Origin of the sequence: Herbiconiux gentiana, assembly GCF_024978135.1 — a bacterium.
In the GTDB taxonomy this organism is placed as follows: Bacteria; Actinomycetota; Actinomycetes; order Actinomycetales; family Microbacteriaceae; genus Herbiconiux; species Herbiconiux gentiana.
In genome coordinates this window covers 177,017-194,881 of the sequence record NZ_JANTEZ010000001.1, presented here as the reverse complement: position 1 = coordinate 194,881, position 17,865 = coordinate 177,017, and the positions used below count along the sequence as shown (strand labels likewise).

19 protein-coding genes are annotated in these 17,865 nt (G+C 70.0%); 9 read left to right on the top strand and 10 right to left on the bottom strand.

The window, feature by feature from the left end:
• Positions 1–54: 54 nt before the first annotated feature.
• Complete coding sequence (locus NVV95_RS00880; RefSeq protein WP_259484650.1) at positions 55–1,614, bottom strand: APC family permease; 1,560 nt, start codon at positions 1,612–1,614, stop codon at positions 55–57.
• A 32-nt stretch (positions 1,615–1,646) separates the two neighbouring features.
• Positions 1,647–2,459, bottom strand: coding sequence for a TrmH family RNA methyltransferase (locus tag NVV95_RS00875; protein ID WP_259484649.1), 813 nt, complete (start codon positions 2,457–2,459; stop codon positions 1,647–1,649).
• 135 nt (positions 2,460–2,594) lie between these two features.
• Between NVV95_RS00875 and NVV95_RS00870 the strand changes: the two genes are divergently transcribed.
• Together NVV95_RS00870 and NVV95_RS00865 are read left to right on the top strand one after the other, a co-directional pair.
• Positions 2,595–3,461, top strand: a complete 867-nt coding sequence (locus NVV95_RS00870; RefSeq protein WP_259484648.1) for an NAD-dependent protein deacetylase — start codon at positions 2,595–2,597, stop codon at positions 3,459–3,461.
• Between the two features lie 80 nt (positions 3,462–3,541).
• Complete coding sequence (locus NVV95_RS00865; RefSeq protein ID WP_259484647.1) at positions 3,542–4,168, top strand: histidine phosphatase family protein; 627 nt, start codon at positions 3,542–3,544, stop codon at positions 4,166–4,168.
• Here the strand turns inward: NVV95_RS00865 and NVV95_RS00860 are convergent.
• Both NVV95_RS00860 and NVV95_RS00855 read right to left on the bottom strand, forming a co-directional pair.
• Entirely contained in the window at positions 4,095–5,222 is a 1,128-nt protein-coding gene (locus NVV95_RS00860) for a glycosyltransferase family 4 protein (protein WP_259484646.1), read from the bottom strand. The genes NVV95_RS00865 and NVV95_RS00860 overlap by 74 nt on opposite strands.
• The gene (locus tag NVV95_RS00855; protein ID WP_259484645.1) at positions 5,219–6,208 is read right to left on the bottom strand and encodes an alpha/beta fold hydrolase; all 990 of its coding nucleotides are present in this window, start codon (positions 6,206–6,208) and stop codon (positions 5,219–5,221) included. The genes NVV95_RS00860 and NVV95_RS00855 overlap by 4 nt, the downstream gene beginning before the upstream one ends.
• 139 nt (positions 6,209–6,347) lie before the next feature.
• Here NVV95_RS00855 and treS point away from each other — a divergent pair, with 139 nt between their 5' ends.
• Positions 6,348–8,072 (top strand): maltose alpha-D-glucosyltransferase, encoded by a 1,725-nt coding sequence (gene treS / locus NVV95_RS00850; protein WP_259484644.1) that lies wholly within the window; start codon positions 6,348–6,350, stop codon positions 8,070–8,072.
• Positions 8,073–8,134: 62 nt separating this feature from the next.
• Positions 8,135–8,923: an exonuclease domain-containing protein gene (locus NVV95_RS00845; RefSeq protein ID WP_259484643.1), complete on the top strand. Its 789-nt coding sequence runs from the start codon at positions 8,135–8,137 to the stop codon at positions 8,921–8,923.
• Positions 8,924–9,032: 109 nt separating this feature from the next.
• Here the strand turns inward: NVV95_RS00845 and NVV95_RS00840 are convergent, their stop codons facing one another.
• From NVV95_RS00840 to glgA, 3 genes are all read right to left on the bottom strand, one after another.
• A complete protein-coding gene (locus NVV95_RS00840; protein WP_173180965.1) occupies positions 9,033–9,293 on the bottom strand; it encodes a type B 50S ribosomal protein L31 in 261 nt (86 codons plus the stop codon).
• A gap of 101 nt (positions 9,294–9,394) precedes the next feature.
• Positions 9,395–10,177: an ABC transporter ATP-binding protein gene (locus tag NVV95_RS00835; protein WP_259484642.1), complete on the bottom strand. Its 783-nt coding sequence runs from the start codon at positions 10,175–10,177 to the stop codon at positions 9,395–9,397.
• A gap of 27 nt (positions 10,178–10,204) precedes the next feature.
• On the bottom strand, positions 10,205–11,389 hold the full coding sequence (glgA, locus tag NVV95_RS00830; RefSeq protein WP_259484641.1) for a glycogen synthase: 1,185 nt from the start codon (positions 11,387–11,389) through the stop codon (positions 10,205–10,207).
• 48 nt (positions 11,390–11,437) lie between these two features.
• On the opposite strand from glgA, the gene glgC reads away from it, so the two are divergent.
• Positions 11,438–12,682, top strand: a complete 1,245-nt coding sequence (glgC, locus tag NVV95_RS00825; RefSeq protein WP_259484640.1) for a glucose-1-phosphate adenylyltransferase — start codon at positions 11,438–11,440, stop codon at positions 12,680–12,682.
• On the opposite strand, the gene serB is transcribed toward glgC, so the two are convergent.
• Together serB and NVV95_RS00815 are read right to left on the bottom strand one after the other, a co-directional pair.
• Positions 12,679–13,317: a phosphoserine phosphatase SerB gene (serB, locus tag NVV95_RS00820; protein WP_259484639.1), complete on the bottom strand. Its 639-nt coding sequence runs from the start codon at positions 13,315–13,317 to the stop codon at positions 12,679–12,681. The genes glgC and serB overlap by 4 nt on opposite strands.
• A gap of 1 nt (position 13,318) precedes the next feature.
• Positions 13,319–14,041 carry a beta-ketoacyl-ACP reductase gene (locus NVV95_RS00815; RefSeq protein ID WP_259484638.1) on the bottom strand — a complete coding sequence of 241 codons (723 nt, stop codon included), beginning with the start codon at positions 14,039–14,041 and terminating at the stop codon, positions 13,319–13,321.
• A gap of 114 nt (positions 14,042–14,155) precedes the next feature.
• On the opposite strand from NVV95_RS00815, the gene NVV95_RS00810 reads away from it, so the two are divergent.
• From NVV95_RS00810 to NVV95_RS00800, 3 genes are read left to right on the top strand one after another with little or no spacing between them, the layout of a single operon-like run.
• Complete coding sequence (locus tag NVV95_RS00810; RefSeq protein ID WP_259484637.1) at positions 14,156–14,443, top strand: DUF3099 domain-containing protein; 288 nt, start codon at positions 14,156–14,158, stop codon at positions 14,441–14,443.
• Positions 14,440–14,646, top strand: coding sequence for a hypothetical protein (locus tag NVV95_RS00805; RefSeq protein ID WP_173180972.1), 207 nt, complete (start codon positions 14,440–14,442; stop codon positions 14,644–14,646). The genes NVV95_RS00810 and NVV95_RS00805 overlap by 4 nt, the downstream gene beginning before the upstream one ends.
• Complete coding sequence (locus tag NVV95_RS00800; protein WP_259484636.1) at positions 14,643–15,491, top strand: SURF1 family cytochrome oxidase biogenesis protein; 849 nt, start codon at positions 14,643–14,645, stop codon at positions 15,489–15,491. Before NVV95_RS00805 ends, NVV95_RS00800 begins: the two co-directional genes overlap by 4 nt.
• A 16-nt stretch (positions 15,492–15,507) precedes the next feature.
• Here NVV95_RS00800 and NVV95_RS00795 read toward each other — a convergent pair whose 3' ends face one another.
• Positions 15,508–17,106, bottom strand: coding sequence for an ABC-F family ATP-binding cassette domain-containing protein (locus NVV95_RS00795; protein WP_259484635.1), 1,599 nt, complete (start codon positions 17,104–17,106; stop codon positions 15,508–15,510).
• Between the two features lie 69 nt (positions 17,107–17,175).
• Between NVV95_RS00795 and NVV95_RS00790 the strand changes: the two genes are divergently transcribed.
• Positions 17,176–17,760, top strand: a complete 585-nt coding sequence (locus NVV95_RS00790; RefSeq protein WP_259484634.1) for a biotin transporter BioY — start codon at positions 17,176–17,178, stop codon at positions 17,758–17,760.
• The last annotated feature ends 105 nt before the right edge of the window (positions 17,761–17,865 follow it).

Genomic DNA, 17,865 nt, shown 5'->3' with positions numbered 1-17,865 from the left:
GCCAGCGCGCCGATGGGCGCCGCCCAGCCTCCGGTCGCAGGCCGAGCGGCCGGGCTACATCAACCCGCCGTCGACCGAGCGCGGCACGAGCTGCTCGCTGTCGGGCACGAGCACCTCGGTCTGACGGTTGAGGCTCCGGCCTGCGAAGAAGTCCTTCGACCGGGGGAAGAACGCCCACACGACCATGAGCACCACGCCCAGGGCGAGCGAACCGATGCCCACCACGAACACGCCGCCGATGTCGAAGATGACCGTGTAGCCGTAGTCGGGGTCGTACATGTCGATGGCCGACTGGATGAACGCGGCCGTCAGCATCAGCCCGCCGATCAGCGGGAACAGCCCCTTGAACAGGAAGTTGCGTGCTGAGGTGAAGATCTCGGTGCGGAAGTACCAGATGCAGGCGTAGCTCGTCAGCGCGTAGTAGAACGCGATGGCCAGCCCGATCGAGAGGATCGTGTCGGCGAGGATGTTCTCGCTCACGAGGGTCATGCCCACGTAGAACGTCACGGCGACCACGCTCATGAAGATCGTGGCGAAGCGGGGGGTCTGGAACTTCGGCGAGATGCGCCCGAACGCGGCCGGCAGCGCCTTGTAGGTGGCCATCGCCAGGGTGCCGCGGGCGGTCGGCAGGATGGTCGTCTGCGTCGAGGAGATCGCCGAGACGCACACCGCGATCACGAGCAGCCACGCCCAGGGGCCGAAGACGGCGTCCTTCAGGGCGAGGAAGACGTCCTCCGAGTTGCCCTCGTTGCCGAGGCCGATGCCCGAGGTGCCGAGACCCGCGAAGGCCATGGCCGCGACGGTGACCGAGACGTAGGTGACGAGCAGGATGACCGTCGAGAGCACTGCGGCCCGGCCGGGGATGCGCGCCGGGTCCTTGGTCTCCTCGTTCAGGGCGAGGCAGGTGTCCCACCCCCAGTAGATGAAGAGGCAGAGCAGGATGGCCTCGGTGAAGCCCGAGAGCGAGGTGAACGCGAAGGGGTTGAACCAGTCGAGCTGAGGGGTGGTCGACCCGGCGGGCGCGGTGCCGGTGAACACGGCCCAGAGGGCGAGCACCACGAACAGCGCGAGGGCGATGTACTGCACGGCGAGCAGGATGTTCTGCAGCCGCTCCCCGATCTCGAGACCGCGCACGCTGACGAACGTCATCACGCCGATGAAGACCACGCCGGTGGCCGTCACGAGCGGCACGTTCTCGTAGAGGTCGGGGTTGTCGGTGAGCAGCCAGAGGTACTTGCTGCCGATCTGGGCGAGATTCGCCAGCACGATGATGCCGGCGACCGCGACACCCCAGCCGGCGAGCCAGCCCGTCCACGGGCCGAAGGCCTTGGTGACCCAGGTGAACGCGGTGCCGCAGTCGGGCACCGCGCGGTTGAGCTCCCGGTAGGCGTAGGCGGTGAGGAACATCGGGATGAACGCGAGGATCATCGCGATCGGCGCCTGGGCGCCGACGGCGAGCACCACGAAGCCGATGGTGGCGGCGAGGGAGTAGACCGGGGCCGTGGAGGCCAGGCCGATCACGGTGGAGCCGACGAGTCCGAGCTTGCCGACGGCGAGACCCTTGCCCCCCGACGGCGTCGGGGCCTCGGTCGAAACGGCGCTGTTGTCTGCCACGACGGGCCTCCTTCGGTACGTTGTGCGAAAGACTAGTGCTTCGCAGCCGACACCGCGTACAAGGCCACCGCGCTCGCGGCGGCGACGTTCAGTGAGTCGACACCGTGCAGCATCGGGATCTCGACCTTCACGTCGGCGGCGGCCAGGGCGCGTCGGCTCAGACCGTCGCCCTCGGTGCCCAGCACGATCGCCACCCGCTCGGGCAGCTCGCGGGTGAACTCCGGCAGCGGAATCGAGTCGTCGCCGAGGGCGAGCGCGGCGATGGTGAAGCCGGCGTCGTGCAGCAGCGGGGCGGCCTCGCTCCACTCCCCGATGCGGGTCCAGGGCACCTGCAGCACGGTGCCCATGCTCACCCGCACGCTCCGGCGGTAGAGCGGGTCGGCGCAGCGCGGGGTGATCAGCACGGCGTCCGCGCCGAGCCCGGCGGCCGAGCGGAAGGCGGCGCCGACGTTGGTGTGGTCGACGATGTCCTCGAGCACGACGACGGTGCGGGCATCCTGGAGCAGGGTGCGCGGGTCGGGCAGCACGGGGCGGTGCATGGCCGCGAGGGCGCCGCGGTGCATGGCGAAACCGGTCAGCTGCTCGAGCAGGGCGTCGTCGGCCACGAACACGGGCACCTCGGGGAAGCGCTCGACGATCCACTCGAGGTCGGCGAGCCACTTCTGCTGCAGCAGCACCGAGCGGGGTCGGTGACCGGCCGCGACGGCCCGCTCGATCACCTTGCCCGACTCGGCGAGGTAGAGGCCGCCGGCGGGTTCGAGCAGGCGGCGCATCGCCACGTCGGTGAGCCCCCGGTAGTCGGCGAGCTCGGGTCGGTCGAGCGACTCGATCGGGATGACGGGCACGGGTGCCCTTTCTGTCGGCGGAACCATCGGTCGGCTGAGCCGATTCCCATCCACTCTGCCAGTCGCGGAAACATTCCCGAAAACTCCGTTGTTTAGACTGCAGAGGCCGGAGTCCGTCGCCGGCGTGGAGGTTCCATGGTTCCGCTGGTGTCGTCTCCGCCCGGTCGCCCGACCCCGGAGGCCGTCGAGGCCGCCGTCGCCGAGGCCGCCGAGGTGCTGCGCGGCCGCCGTTTCGCCGTGCTCACCGGGGCCGGGGTGAGCACCGACTCGGGCATCCCCGACTACCGCGGCGAGGGTGCGCCGCAGCGGAACCCGATGACTTTCGACCAGTTCCTCGGCAGCGCCTCGTTCCGCAAGCGGTACTGGGCGGGCAGCCACCTCGGCTGGCGCATGTTCGACGCCGCGCGGCCGAACGAGGGCCACCGGGCGCTCGCGCGGCTGGAGGAGAACGGCCACGCCACCGGGGTCGTGACGCAGAACGTCGACGGTCTGCACGCTCGCGCGGGCACGCAGCGGCTGGTCGACCTGCACGGCTCGATGGACCGCGTGAACTGCCTGCGTTGCGGTCAGACCTTCGCCCGCGCGAGCGTGTCGGAGCGCATCGCGGCGGCGAACCCGCAGCTGACCGAACCCGAGCTCATCCGGATCGCTCCCGACGGCGACGCCGACGTGGCCGAGTACGAGGCCTTCGTCGTGCCCTCGTGCACCGTCTGCGGCGGGGTGCTGAAACCCGACGTGGTGTTCTTCGGCGAGTTCGTGCCCACCGAGAAGTTCGCCGAGGCGAGCGCCATCGTCGCCGCCTCCGAGGCGCTGGTGATCGCGGGTTCGTCGCTCGTGGTGAACTCCGGCATCCGCCTGCTCGAGCAGGCCAGGCGGCGCCGGCTGCCGATCGTGATCGTCAACCGGGGAGTGACGAAGGGCGACAACCGAGCCACGGTGAAGGTCGACGCGGGCGCCTCCGAGACGCTGGTCGCGCTCGAGGGGTTGCTCGCCGCGTCGTGAGGCGGGCATCCGACCGGAGTCGACCCGCCTGAGGGCCGGAACGCCGGAAGGCCATCGGCCGGGATGGCAGACTGGTGCCGATGACTACCTTCACCTTCGTGCGCCACGGGCAGACCGACTGGAACCTCGAGCGCCGCATCCAGGGCGCCACCGACGTCCCCCTCAACGACACCGGGCGGGAGCAGGCCCGCGAGACCGGGCGGGTGCTCGCCGAGCGGCACTGGGACGGCATCGTCGCGAGCCCCCTCAGCCGGGCCCGCGAGACGGCCGAGATCATCGGGTCGTTCGTCGGCATCCCCGACATCGAGCTGGTCGACGCCCTGGTCGAACGCCGCTACGGCGAGGTCGAGGGGCTGAACGCGTCGGAGATCGAGGCCCGGTTCCCCGATCGCGAGGCGCCGGTGCCCGGTCGGGAGAAGCGCTCGGCCGTCGTCGCCCGCGTGCTTCCGGCGCTGCAGGCGCTGGCCGACGAGCATCCGGACGCCTCTCTGATCGTGGTCTCGCACGGCGGTGTGATCGGGTCGCTGGTGCGCTACATCACCGAGAAGCAGCTGCCCGCGCAGGGGCAGCTGATCGCCAACGGCTCGGCGCACGACTTCGTGATCGAGAACGGCGAGGTGTCGATGGCGACGTTCAACGGCGCCGAGCTCGACCCGTCCATCCGGTCGCGAGCTCCGCTAGAGCTCGCGCTGACGCTTCCCAGCTGAACGTCTCGGCCTGGGCGCGGGACGCGATCGAGCGCTCGCGCCACCGCTCGGCGTCTTCGAGGCTCGTGATCGCGGCGGCGAAGGCCTGAGCGTCCTCGGCCGGGGCGAACAGTGCGGCCTCTCCCCCGATCTCGCGGAAGACCGCGATGTCGCTGACGACCACCGGGGTGCCATGTCCCATCGCCTCGACGAGCGGGATGCCGAAACCCTCGTCGAGCGAGGCGGTCACCAGCGCGGTCGAGCGCTGCAGCAGGGCGTGGTACTCCTCGTCGGTGACACCGCCGTGGAACTCGAGCCGGGCCGCGGGCGCGATCGCGCGTAGGCGCTCCTCGTCGGCGGGCGTCGAGCGACTGAGCAGGTGCAGGGTGTACCCGGGCAGCAGCGCCGCGGCCCGCACCAGCGTCTCGACGTTCTTGTAGGGCATGAACGAGCCCATGTAGACCAACGACTTCGTGGCCGAGCGCGCCTCGGCGTCGTCGGCGGACCGGCCGGCGAGGGATGCGCGGGGCAGGTCGGCCGCGTTCCGCGCCACCACGACGGGCTTCGTCGTGAGCTCGTGCCGCGCGATCAGGGCGCGGGTGGTCTCGCTCACGGTGACCACCGCATCCGCCCGGTTCAGCAGCAGCCGCTGCGGCCACCAAGCCTTGTGGTAGAGGCGCCAGAGCACCCGCACGAAGCCCGGCAGGTCGTGGGGCGGCTCGGGATTGGAGTAGTAGATCAGGTCGTGCACGGTGAGCGCCAGGCGGTAGCGGCGGCCGAGCGTTCCCATGGTCTGCATGGGGCTGATCACGGCGTCGGGGCGCAGGCGGTTCACCTGCAGGGCGACGAGCGGCTCGAGCACGCTGGTGGGGCCGGAGACCTTCGCCCAGGGCAGTTCGGGGAGCATCTCGAGCTGGCGCTCGTCGCTGACGATCATCGCGAGCTGCACGCCGTCGAGGGCCGGGTCTCCGGCGTCTTTCAGGGCCTTCAGGGCGGTGACGACGCCGGCGGTGTAGCGGCTGATGCCGTCGTGGCGGCCGATGCGGGTGTAGCGGCAGTCGATCGCGAGCCTCATGCGCCGCGCCCGTCGTCGCTGCGCCCATCGTCGGCTCCGTCGGTGTCGCCGCGCCTGTCGACGCTGCGGTCGAGGAACGCCACGATCGCCTCGCCGGCCTCCACCGGGCGCTCGTAGTGGATGAGGTGCCCCACCCCCTCGAGCACCACCAGCCGCGCATCCGGAATCAGCTCGGCCAGGCGGTGCTGGGCGGCGAGCGGCGTGATGTCGTCCTGATCGGCGGCGATCAGCAGGGTCGGCGCCGTGATGCGGGAGGCGTACTCGCTGATGTCGTGGCTGACCGAGGCGCGGAAGGCGTCGAGCACGACCGTGCGATTGGCGAAGGCGCTGAAGTAGCGGTCGTGCTGGTCGTGGATCCAGCGCCGGAGCGCGCGGTCTTTCGTCTTGGCCATGGTGACGCTGATCACCCGCACCATCACCGGGCTCGACAGGATGACGTGGCCCAGCCGCTCGGGCACGGCGGCGCCCAGCCGGTAGTAGCCGATCGCGACCCGCGTCATCACCCCGCGGGGGCCCGTCAGAGCCGGCGCCGCGATCGGGTTGATCAGCACGGCGTCGTCGACCGCCAGCCCGCCGGCGAGGGCGGCGGAGACCAGGATGGAGCCGAAGGAGTGCCCGATGATCACGACGCGGGCCGAGGGCGACTCGGCGCGCACGGCCGCGGCGAACTCCTGCAGCCAGGCCTCGTAGCCGTCGAGGTCGTGCGTGGCCGCCATCGGCGTCGACACCCCGAATCCCGGCAGGTCGGGAGCGACGATCCGGTAGCCGGGCCGGTCGAGCTGCGCGATCACGGGTTCGAGGCCGTGGTGGTCGCCGCGGTAGCCGTGCACCACGATCACCAGGGTCGGTGCGTCACGTCGGTCGTCGGGGTCGTCCGCGCCCGTCCCGTACTCCCAGAACCGGGTCACCCCGCCGGCGAGAGGCAGGCTGCGCTCGGCGACGGGCAGGTGGGCGAGCTGTTCGGCGAAGGGCGAGGCGACGGTCATCCGGACCAGCATAGACGCGGGCCCGACCGCGACCCTGGCACCTCGCCCCGACCTCGCCCTTTCGGTCGCGGAGCTTTGGACTAACGTCAGTACGGAGCACGACCGGCCGCGCCGGCCACCCCCTGCCGAAAGGACGCCCGTGAGCTTCACCGCCCCGATCCAGATGCCCGGACTGGCCCTCGACCCCGAGTGGTACAAGCGATCGGTCTTCTACGAGGTGATGATCCGCTCGTTCGTCGACTCCAACGGCGACGGCTTCGGCGACATCGCGGGCCTGATCTCGAAGCTCGACTACCTGCAGTGGCTCGGCATCGACGCGCTCTGGCTGCCGCCGTTCTTCCAGTCGCCGCTGCGCGACGGTGGCTACGACGTCTCCGACTTCAAGGCCGTGCTGCCCGACTACGGCACCGTGGAGGAGTTCCGCGAGCTCGTCACCAAGGCGCACGAGCGCAACATGCGCATCATCATGGACTTCCCGCTGAACCACACCAGCGACCAGCACGAGTGGTTCCAGCAGTCCCGGGAGGACCCGGAGGGCCCGTTCGGCGACTTCTACGTCTGGAGCGACACCGACGAGAAGTACGAGAACATCCGCATCATCTTCGTCGACACCGAGACCTCGAACTGGACCTTCGACCCCGTGCGCCGGCAGTTCTTCTGGCACCGCTTCTTCTCGCACCAGCCCGACCTCAACTTCGAGAACCCGGCCGTGCAAGAGGCCGTCTTCGACATCTGCCGGTTCTGGCTCGACATGGGCGTCGACGGCCTGCGCCTCGACGCCATCCCCTACCTCTTCGAGTCGGAGGAGGGCAACGGCGAGGGCGAGCCCAAGACGCACGAGTACATCGCCCGTCTGCGCGAGATGATGGAGAACGAGTACCCGGGCCGCATGCTCGTGGCCGAGGCCAACCAGTGGCCGCGCGAGGTCGCCGCGTTCTTCGGCACCGACGAGGAGCCCGAATGCCACATGGCCTTCGACTTCCCCGTGATGCCCCGCATCTACTACTCGCTGCGGTCACAGAAGGCCGACGAGCTGATCCGCGTGCTCAGCGAGACGACCGACATCCCCGACGGCGCCGCCTGGGGTGTGTTCCTGCGCAACCACGACGAGCTCACCCTCGAGATGGTGTCGGAGGAGTACCGGCAGGCGATGTACGGCTGGTACGCCTACGACCCGCGCATGCGCTCGAACATCGGCATCCGGCGCCGGCTCGCTCCCCTGCTCGACAACTCGCGGGCCGAGCTCGAGCTGGCCCACGCTCTGCTGTTCGCCCTGCCGGGTTCGCCGTTCCTCTACTACGGCGACGAGATCGGCATGGGCGACAACATCTGGCTGCCCGACCGCGACTCCTCCCGCACGCCGATGCAGTGGACGCCCGACCGCAACGCGGGCTTCTCCACCGCCGACCCCGGCAAGCTCTACCTGCCGGTCGTGCAGTCGCTCGTGTACAACTACACGCTCGTCAACGTCGAGTCGCAGCTGGCACAGTCGCGCTCGCTGCTGCACTGGGTGCGCAACGTCATCCACGTGCGGAAGGCGCACCCCACCTTCGGCCTCGGCACGATGGAGGTCGTCGAGAGCGACCACGAGTCGGTGCTCGCGTTCGTGCGCTCCTACTCCGGCTCGAACGACTACTTCGGCGACGGGCCCGAAGACGTGCTCTGCGTCTTCAGCTTCTCGCACAACCCGGTCTCGGCGACGATCACGGTGCCGCAGTTCGCGGGCCGGCGGCTGTTCGACCTGTTCGGGCGCGCCGAGTTCCCGGCCTTCGACGAGAACGGCACGGTGACGCTCACGTTCGGCACGCAGGCGTTCTACTGGCTGCACGTGCGGCAGGCGCCGGAGCAGCAGGAGCTGCGCTAGCAACTCGCGCCTCGCGGGTGTCGGTCACCCGGGGTGTCGGTGGTGGCGTGCAGACTGACTGCATGACCATCGTCGAGGTGCCCCTGTTCGAGATCGACACCCTGGTCGATCCGGTCGTTCCGGTCGAAGCGGATGCGCGGCTCACCCCGCTCCTGCCCGCCTGGGCTTCCCGGCTCGCCGTCTTCGACCTCGAGACCACCGGCATCGACGTCGACACCAGCCGCGTGGTCACCGCGAACGTCACCCTGCTCGACGACTCGGGCGCCCCGGCGCTCCGCCGCGACTGGCTGGCCGACCCCGGGGTCGAGATCCCCGAGCAGGCCACGGCCGTGCACGGCGTCACCACCCAGCGCGCCCGCGCCGAGGGCCGCCCGGCGGCCGAGGTCGTCGGCGAGATCGTCGCGGCACTGCGAGCCGCGTTCGACGACGGCTACTCGCTCGTCGTCTACAACGCCCCCTACGATCTGACGCTGCTGCACCGCGAGTCGCTCCGGCACGGCGTCGCCCCGCTCGAGGGCCCGCTGCCCGTCGTCGACCCGCTGGTGGTCGACAAGCAGATCGACCGCTATCGCAAGGGCAAGCGCACGCTCACCGCGGCGGCCGAGCACTACGGCGTGTCCCTCGTCGACGCCCACGACGCCGGAGCCGACGCCATCGCGGCCGGCCTCGTGGCCCGGGCGATCGGCGAGCGCTACGCGGCCGAGCTCGACCTCTCCCCGCACGAGCTGCACGAGCAGCAGATCGCCTGGCACGACGCCCAGTGCGACTCTTTCGAGGACTACATGCGCCGCACCCGCGACCCGTCCTACACCGCGCGCCGCGGCTGGCCCGAGGTGCCGCTCAAGCCCTGAGCGCGCCGCCGGGCATCCGGAGCCCCACAGGGCCACGCACCCGCTCGCTGCACGAAGAACCCCCGCCGACCGGAGTCGACGGGGGTTCTGACGTTCTGGGAGCTGCAGCCTACTTGCTGCCGCCGCCGAAGCCCTTGTAGCGGTTGTTGAACTTCTCGACACGGCCGGCCGAGTCCATGATGCGCTGCTTACCCGTGTAGAACGGGTGCGACTCCGACGAGATCTCGACGTCGATGACGGGGTAGGTGTTGCCGTCCTCCCACTCGATCGTCTTCGACGACGACACGGTCGAGCGGGTGAGGAAGGTCGCACCGGAGGCGAGGTCGCGGAAGACCACTGCTTCGTACGTGGGGTGGGTGTCAGTCTTCATGATTCTGTCCTTGGTTACGGCGATGGGTGAGAGTGAAGTCAGAGGCCGCGAGGGCCAGCTAGACAGTTTAGCAGAAAGCTCCGGATGCGCGGTGCAGCCGATCAGGCCGCGCGAGCGCTGTAGCGCCCGTCGGTCTCGGTCAGCTCGATCGGCAGCCCGAAGGCAGAACCCAGGTTCTCGGCGGTGAGCACCTCGCCGAGCGGGCCGGTCGCGACGATGCCGTCACGGCCGAGCAGCAGGGCGTGGGTGAAGCCGCGCGGGATCTCCTCGACGTGGTGCGTGACCATCACGATGGCTGGCGCCTCGGGGGCGGAGGCGTAGCCGCCGAGCAGCTGCAGCAGCTCCTCGCGGGCGCCGAGATCGAGGCTGGCGGCCGGCTCGTCGAGCAGCAGCAGCTCGGGATCGGTCATCACCGAGCGGGCGATCTGAACGCGCTTCTGCTCGCCGTCGCTGAGCGAGCCGAACAGGCGCTCGGCGAGGTGATCGAGCTTCCATTCGTTCAGCACGCGCTGGGCGCGGCGGAGGTCGATGTCCTCGTAGGACTCGTTCCAGCGGCCCGTGACGGAGTACGCGGCGGTGAGCACCACGTTCAGCACGGTCTCGTTGGCCGGGAAACGACGGGCCATCGCGCTCGACGCGAATCCCACCCGCGGGCGCAGCTCGAACAGGTCGACCTCGCCGAGCGTGCCCTCGAGCACCTGCACGGTGCCCTCGGAGGGGTGGTTCATCGCCGCGGCGATCTGCAGCAGCGTGGTCTTGCCCGCGCCGTTCGGGCCGAGCACCACCCAGCGCTGATCGCCGTCGACTTTCCAGTTCACGCCGCTGAGGATCTGATTCCCATCGCGGACAACCGAAACGTCTTCGAAATCGAGCACATTGGGCATGCTCCAACCCTACCCAGCGACAGCCGTCTAGTTGACCAACGAGCGATAGATGTCGGCGGTCTGGGAGGCGATCGCGCCCCAGCTGAACTCGGCCTCGGCGCGGGCCCGGCCGGCCTCCCCCATCGCCTTGGCGCGGACCGGGTCGGAGACGACCTCGGTGAGCGCCCGGGCGAGGTCGGCGACGAAGCGGTCGGGGTCGGTGGGGGTGCCCGTGCCGTCCTGGGCCTGATCGATCGGCACGAGGATGCCCGTGACCCCGTCGTCGACGACCTCGGGGATGCCGCCGGTGGCGGTGCCCACCACGGGCAGCCCGCAGGCCATCGCCTCGAGGTTCACGATACCGAGCGGTTCGTAGACGCTCGGGCAGACGAAGACGGTCGCCGCGGTGAGGATCGCGGTGAGCGAGGGCTGCGGCAGGATCTCGTCGATCCAAACGATGCCTGAACGCGTCTCCTGCAGGGCTCGCACCGCGCTCGAGACCTCCTCGAGGATGGCCGGGGTGTCGGGTGCGCCGGCGCAGAGCACGACCTGCACCTCGGCCGGCAGCTGCGCGAGGGCGCGGAGGAGGTACGGCAGGCCCTTCTGCCGGGTGATCCGGCCCACGAAGACCACGGTGGGCCGGTCGGGGGCGATGCCGTGCTCGGCGAGCACCGCGGCGTCGTGATTCGGGCGCCAGCGGTCGAGGTCGATGCCGTTGTAGACCGTGACGACCCGGGACTCGTCGATCGCCGGGTAGGAGCGCAGGATGTCGCGGCGCATGCCGTTCGAGACGGCGATCACCGCATCCGCCGACTCGAAGGCCGTCTTCTCGATCAGCGAGGAGATGCGGTAGCCGCCGCCGAGCTGCTCGGCCTTCCAAGGGCGGAGCGGCTCGAGCGAGTGCGCCGTGACGACGTGCGGCACGTCGTGCAGCAGGGCGGCCAGGCGTCCGGCGGCGTTGGCGTACCAGGTGTGCGAGTGCACGAGGCTGGTGCCCGCCACCGCCTCGGCGATCTGCAGGTCTACGCCGAGCGTCGCGAGCGAGCCGTTGGCGTCGGCGAGCTCGGCCGGCACCCGGTAGGCGTAGACCTCGGGCTCGTCGCGCGGCGCTCCGAAGCACCGCACGGCCACGTCGAGATGGGCCCGCAGGCCCTTCACGAGCTCGGCGACGTGCACGCCGGCCCCTCCGTAGATCTCGGGCGGATACTCCTTGGTGATCACATCGACTCGCATAGTCGAACCGTAGTACGCCTGCGACGAAACCTCAGTAGGGTTTGTCCCATGGCACCATCAAAGAAGATCTTCGGCATCGTCCTCGCCGGTGGCGAGGGCAAGCGTCTCATGCCCCTCACCGCCGACCGGGCCAAGCCCGGCGTGCCCTTCGGCGGCGGCTACCGGTTGATCGACTTCGCCCTGTCGAACCTCGTGAACTCCGGCCTCCGTCAGATCGTCGTGCTGACCCAGTACAAGTCGCACTCGCTCGACCGCCACGTCTCGCAGACCTGGCACCTCGACGGGCTGCTCAACTCGTACATCGCGTCGGTGCCCGCTCAGCAGCGACTCGGCAAGCGCTGGTTCAGCGGATCGGCCGACGCCATCCTGCAGTCGCTGAACCTCATCCGCGACGAGAACCCCGACATCGTCGTCGTGGTCGGCGCCGACCACGTCTACCGCATGGACTTCGGCCAGATGATCCAGGCGCACATCGACTCGGGCGCCGGCGCCACGGTCGCCGCCATCCGCCAGCCGATCGAGCTGGCCGACCAGTTCGGCGTCATCCAGACCGAGCCGTCGAACCCCACCCGCATCGCGGAGTTCCTCGAGAAGCCGAAGAACCCGGTCGGGCTCGACGACGCTCCCCACGAGGTGCTCGCCTCGATGGGCAACTACGTCTTCGACGCCGACCAGCTGATCGACGCCGTCATCCGCGACGGCGAGCGTCCCGAGTCGAGCCACGACATGGGCGGCGACATCATCCCCGACTTCGTGGCGCGCGGGAACGCGGCGGTCTACGACCTCAACCGCAACGAGGTGCCGGGCTCCACCGATCGCGACCGGTACTACTGGCGCGACGTGGGCACGATCGAGTCGTTCTACGACGCCCACCAAGACCTCATCTCGGCCCTGCCGGTGTTCAACCTCTACAACGAGCGCTGGCCGATCTTCACCCAGCAGCTCAACTCGCCGCCGGCGAAGTTCGTGCGCGACTCCAAGGGCAACCCCGGGGTCACGGTCGAGTCGATCGTCTCGCTCGGCTGCCTCATCTCGGGCGCCCGCGTCGAGGGCAGCGTCGTCGGGCCGTGGGCCACGGTCGACTCCGGAGCCCTCGTGCAGCAGTCGGTGCTGTTCGACCGGGTGCACGTCGAGCCCGATGCCGTGGTGCGGCGCGCGATCCTCGACAAGAACGTGGTGGTCACCGCCGGGGCACAGATCGGTGTCGACCCCGAGCGCGACCGCGAGCGGGGCTTCACGGTCACCGACTCGGGCATCACCGTGGTTGGCAAGGGCGAGCGGGTTCTGCCCTAGCCGCGCAGGCCGAGGAGCGGGAGCAGCTGCGACAGGTCTCGGCGGTCCATGATCAGGTCGGCCTCCGCCCGCACGACGGGCTTGGCGTCGAACGCCACCGAGAGGCCGGCGATCTCCATCATGCGGAGGTCGTTGGCCCCGTCGCCCACGGCGACCGTGCGGTCCAGCGGGATGCCGCGGGCCTCGGCCCACTCGGTGAGCGCATCCGCCTTGCTCTGCGGGTCGACGATCGGGCCGCTGACGGCACCCGTGAGCCGGCCGTCGGCCGAATGCAGGCGGTTCGCCCGCCAATGGTCGAGCCCCAGGCCGTCGGCCAGCGGGTCGAGCAGCTCGTGGAAGCCGCCGGAGACGACGCCCACCAGGCTGCCCTGCGCGTGCAGCCCGGCGATCATCGTCGGCACGCCCTCCGTGACGACGATCTGCTCGCCGATCTCGCGATAGCAGTCGGTGCTCAGGCCCTCGAGCAGTGCCACCCGGGCGCGCAGGCTCTCGGCGAAGTCGAGCTCCCCGTGCATGGCGCGCTCGGTGATGAGCGCCACCTCGGCGTGCTTGCCGGCGCAGTCGGCCAGCATCTCAATGACCTCGTTCTCGATCAGCGTGGAGTCGACGTCGAGCACCACGAGGTGCGGCGTCATGTCAGTGCCCCATGCCGAGACCGCCATCGACCGGCACGACGGCGCCGGTGATGTAGGCGGCGTCGTCGGAGGAGATCCAGGCGACGACCTTCGCGACCTCGGCCGCCGAGCCGTAGCGGCCCGCGGGGATCGACTTCTTGTACTCGGCCTGCTGCGCCTCGGGCAGCTCGGCGGTCATGTCGGTCTCGATGAAGCCGGGGGCGACGACGTTCGCGGTGATGCCGCGGGCGCCGAGTTCGCGCGAGATCGAGCGGGCGAAACCGACGAGCGCGGCCTTCGACGCGCTGTAGTTCGCCTGGCCGGGGCCGCCGTAGAGGCCGACCACGCTCGAGATCAGCACGATGCGGCCGAAGCGCGCCTTGAGCATCCCCTTCGACGCCCGCTTGACGACGCGGAACGCGCCCGTGAGGTTCGTGTCGACGACGCTCGTGAAGTCGTCCTCGCCCATGCGCATGAGCAGCATGTCGCGGGTGATGCCGGCGTTGGCGACGACCACCTCGACGGGGCCGAGCTCGTTCTCGACCTCGGTGAAGGCGGCGTCGATCGACGCGGTGTCGGTGACGTCGCCCTTCACGGTCAGGGCTCCGGCCGGGCCGCCCTCACCGGTGCGCGAGGTCACGGCGACGCGGTGGCCCTGGGCCACGAACTCCTCGGCGATGGCATAGCCGATGCCGCGGTTGCCTCCGGTGACGAGGACGGTACGGGGGGTGCTGGCGGAAGTCACGGAGAGCTGGTCCTCACGGGATGGGGCGGGGCGGGAGACGATCGGCGAACCCGACGGGGCAATCGGCCGGATACCAGCTTAGAAGCAGTTGGGGAAGCGTAGGCTGAGGTGACCATGAAGAGCAGCCAGCAGTCCCTCACGAGCCTGCCGCCGTCACCCGATGCCGAGCGGCACGCCCGCATGGTCAAATACCTGATCACCATGTCGATCCGCGTGATCTGCCTCGTGCTCATGCTGTTCGTGCACGGGTGGTGGCTGGCCGTCTGCGCGGCCGGTGCCATCCTCCTCCCCTACTTCGCGGTCGTGCTCGGCAACGTCGGCACCTCGAGCATCCAGCGTCACGAGCAGCCCACGGCGATCGAGGTGTACCGCCCGGTTCCCGGAGACGGGCCCCGGTCGTGATCTCGCTCGGCCTCGAGCCCTCCCCCGAGGAGTGCTCGCGGGCGGGCTGCCGCGCTCGGGCGTCGCATCGCATCGAATGGCGCAACCCGCGCATCCACTCGGAGGATCGGCGGAAGGTCTGGCTCGCCTGCGACGAGCACGAGGAGTTCCTCCGCGAGTTCCTGGCGGCGCGGGACTTCCCGCTCGAGGTGGTTCCCGTATGACCGGGTGGCGCTTCCTGCTCTCGCGGCGCTGGGCGGGCTATCTCGCGCTCACCGTCGTGTTCGCCCTGGTCTGCGTGATGCTGGCGATGTGGCAGCTCGCGCGCCGCGACGAGGCGGTGGCCGAGATCAACCGGGTCGAGACGAACTTCGACGCCTCCCCCACGCCGCTCACCGAGGTGCTGCCGGCGCTCGACTCCTACGACGCCTCCCAGGAGTGGCTGACCGTGTCGATGACCGGCGAGTACCTCGTCGACGACCAGCTCCTGGTGCGCAACCGCCCCCTTGGCGGTGACGTCGGATTCGACGTGCTCGTGCCGCTGCGGCTCGCGAACGGCGAGGTCTTCGTCGTCGACCGCGGCTGGGTGCCGACCGGGCAGACGCAGGACGTGCCCGACGTCGTGCCAGCCGCGCCCACGGGCACCGTCACCGTGGTGGCCCGTCTGAAGGCCGGGGAGCCCGAGCTCGCGGGCCGGGGCGCCGTGGCCGGGCAGATCGCCACGATCGAGCTGCCGCGCATCGCCGATCAGCTCGGCCTGCCGACCTACACGGGCGCCTACGGTCTGATGGCGTCGGAAGACCCCGCGCCGGCCACCCGCCCGCAGGCCATGCCGAAGCCGACGCCCGACGAGGGCGCCCACCTGTCGTACACGTTCCAGTGGTTCTGCTTCGGGCTGCTCGGCTTCGTGGGGCTCGGCTACATCGTCCGGCAGGAGTTCCGTCGACTGAACGAGGACGACCCCGAGGAGCAGGAGCGCGCGGCCGAGCGGGAGCGTCGCCGCGCGGCGAAGCGCTCCGACGCCGACGTCGAGGACGAGATCCTCGATTCTGAGTCGCGCGCCCGCTGAGCGGCGGGCGGCCTGGCTACGCCAGGCTGATCAGGTCGGCGTAGTCCTTGTTCCAGTGGTCCTCGACCCCGTCGGGCAGGATGAGCACGCGCTCGGGGTTCAGCGCCTCGACGGCGCCCTCGTCGTGGCTGACCAATACGACCGCTCCCTCGTAGTGCGCGAGGGCATCCAGGATCTCTTCGCGGCTCGCCGGGTCGAGGTTGTTGGTGGGCTCGTCGAGCAGCAGCACGTTGGCGCCGCTCACCACGATCATGGCGAGGGCCAGCCGGGTCTTCTCGCCGCCCGAGAGCACCCCAGCGAGCTTGTGCCCGTCGTCACCGGTGAACAGGAACGAGCCGAGCACGCGGCGCGCCTCGGTCTCGGTGAGGTTCGGCGAGGCCGAGACCATGTTCTGCAGCACGGTGCGGTTGACGTCGATGGTCTCGTGCTCCTGGGCGTAGTAGCCCACGCGCAGGCCGTGACCGGGCTCCAGCTGACCGGTGTCGGGCTGATCGACCCCGCCCAGGATGCGCAGCAGCGTCGTCTTGCCTGCACCGTTCAGCCCCAGGATGACGACCTTCGACCCGCGGTCGATCGCCAGGTCGACGGCCGTGAAGATCTCGAGCGAGCCGTAGCTCTTCGAGAGGTTCGAGGCCATCAGCGGCGTGCGGCCGCACGGGGCGGGGGTCGGGAAGCGCAGCTTCGCCACCCGGTCGGCCTCGCGCACCTCCTCGAGCCCGGAGAGCATCTTCTCGGCGCGGGCCACCATCTGATGCGCGGCGGCCGCCTTCGAGGCCTTCGCACCGAAGCGGGCGGCCTGCATCTGCAGCTGCCCGGCCTTCTTCTCGACGTTGACGCGCTCCTTCTTGCGGCGCTCCTCGTCGGCGGCGCGCTGCTTGAGGTAGTTGCGCCAGTTCATGTTGTAGACGTCGATCACCTGGCGGTTGCCGTCGAGGTAGAACACCCGGTTCACGGTCTCGCCGACGAGCTCGATGTCGTGGCTGATCACGATGAAGCCGCCGTTGTAGCTCTTCAGGAACTCGCGGAGCCACACGACGCTGTCGGCGTCGAGGTGGTTCGTCGGCTCGTCGAGGATGAGCGTCTCGGCGTCGGAGAACAGGATGCGCGCGAGCTCGATGCGGCGCCGCTGACCACCCGAGAGCGTCTTCAGCGGCTGGTCGAGGATGCGGTCGGGCAGGCTGAGGTTCGACGCGATCGAGGCGGCCTCGGCCTCGGCGGCGTACCCGCCCAGCGCGTCGAAGCGCTCGGTGAGGTTGCCGTACTTCTTCATGGCCGCCGCGCTGACCTTCGGGTCGTCGCTCGCCATGGCCAGCGACGATTCGGTCATGCCCTCCAGCAGCGAGCCGAGGCCGCGGGCGTTCAGGATGCGCGTGCGGGCCAGTTCCTCGGGGTCGCCGGAGCGCGGGTCCTGCGGCAGGTAGCCGAGTTCACCGGAGCGCTGCACGGCTCCGGCCGAGGGCTGCAGGTCGCCTGCGAGCACCTTCGTCAGAGTGGTCTTGCCCGCTCCGTTGCGGCCCACCAGTCCGACCTTGTCGCCGGATCCGACTCGGAACGACACGTCCTCCATGAGGGTTCGTGCGCCGACCCGGATCGCGAGGTCAGTAACGCTGAGCACAGAGATATCCAATTCTTTCGTTGCGTCGCCACAACGCGGGGGGAGGGGGAATCTCTCTAGTATATTTCCATGTCCTCCCTCACTGCGGCCGTGCGCCGCCCCACGCTCGCCGACCGCCTGGTCAGCCGCAGCATCCTGACCGATGTCATGCTCGTCGCCGGCGGAGCGGCCTTCACCGGCCTGCTCGCCCAGATCGCCGTGCCGCTCTGGCCCGTGCCGATCACCGGCCAGACCCTCGCGGTGCTGCTCGTCGGCTCGACGCTCGGAGCCCTGCGCGGCATGGTCTCGCTCGCGGTCTACGCGGTGCTCGGCATCGCGGGGGTGCCGTGGTTCAGCGAGGCGACCTCGGGCTGGCACGTCGTCGCCGGCCCCACGGGCGGCTACATCATCGGCTTCATCGTCGCGGCGGGCCTCACCGGCTGGCTGGCGCAGCGCAGCATCGACCGCCGCGTGCTCGGCGCCGTCGCCTCCTTCGCCGCCGGCACGCTCATCACCTTCGCGATCGGTCTCCCCTGGCTCGCGGCCTCGCTCGGTCTGACGCTGTCGCAGACCCTCGAGGCGGGCCTCTACCCCTTCATCGTCGGCGGCATCGTCAAGACGCTGCTCGCCGCGGGCATCATCCCCCTGGCCTGGAAGCTCACCTCCCGCAAGTAACCGCTTCACTCCTGTCGAGCCGTCAAAAAACGCCCTCTGACCGACGGTCAAGGGCGTTTTTTGACGGCTCGCTGCGAGTTAGACGCGAGGGGGCGAGCCGGGCAG